Annotated in this window: 1 pseudogene; it reads left to right on the plus strand. The window is 69.0% G+C overall.

The annotated features are described in order from the left end of the window. Positions 1–471: pseudogene (locus tag POF53_RS25945) on the plus strand (hypothetical protein); the annotation flags it as partial.

Raw genomic sequence — 471 nt, forward strand, 5'->3', positions numbered from 1 at the left:
GCCGGTGTCGGTGTGCGCCTCGACGGGCGGATGATCGCCAGCGGTGGCGATATCCAGCTCGATGCCAATGGCCAGCTGAGCATGGCCCAGGCCAGCGCCGGGGGCGATGTGCGCATCCGGGCGACCGGTATCGAAACCCAGGGGCCGGTGCATGCCGGCAAGCAACTGCAGGTGGAAAGCCGTGGTGACCTGGTCAACCGTCAGGGGCTGACCGCGGCAGGTTCGGTGCAACTGGACGCGTCAGGCCAACTGAGCAACCTTGGGGGCATCCAGGCCGGCATCCAGGCCGATGGCAGCCGCGCGGCCGACGCCGACCTGAAGATCAACGCCGGAGCCGTGGACAACCGCAACCAGCGCCTGATCGCCAGCGGTGACCTGACGCTGACCACGGGTGGCCGCCTGGATAACCAGGGCGGCAGCCTCAGCGCCGGGCGCCATGTCGACATCAACGCCGCAACGCTGGACAACCGC

It is taken from the genome of Mitsuaria sp. RG, assembly GCF_028369275.1.
GTDB classification, from domain to species: domain Bacteria; phylum Pseudomonadota; class Gammaproteobacteria; order Pseudomonadales; family Pseudomonadaceae; genus Aquipseudomonas; species Aquipseudomonas peradeniyensis.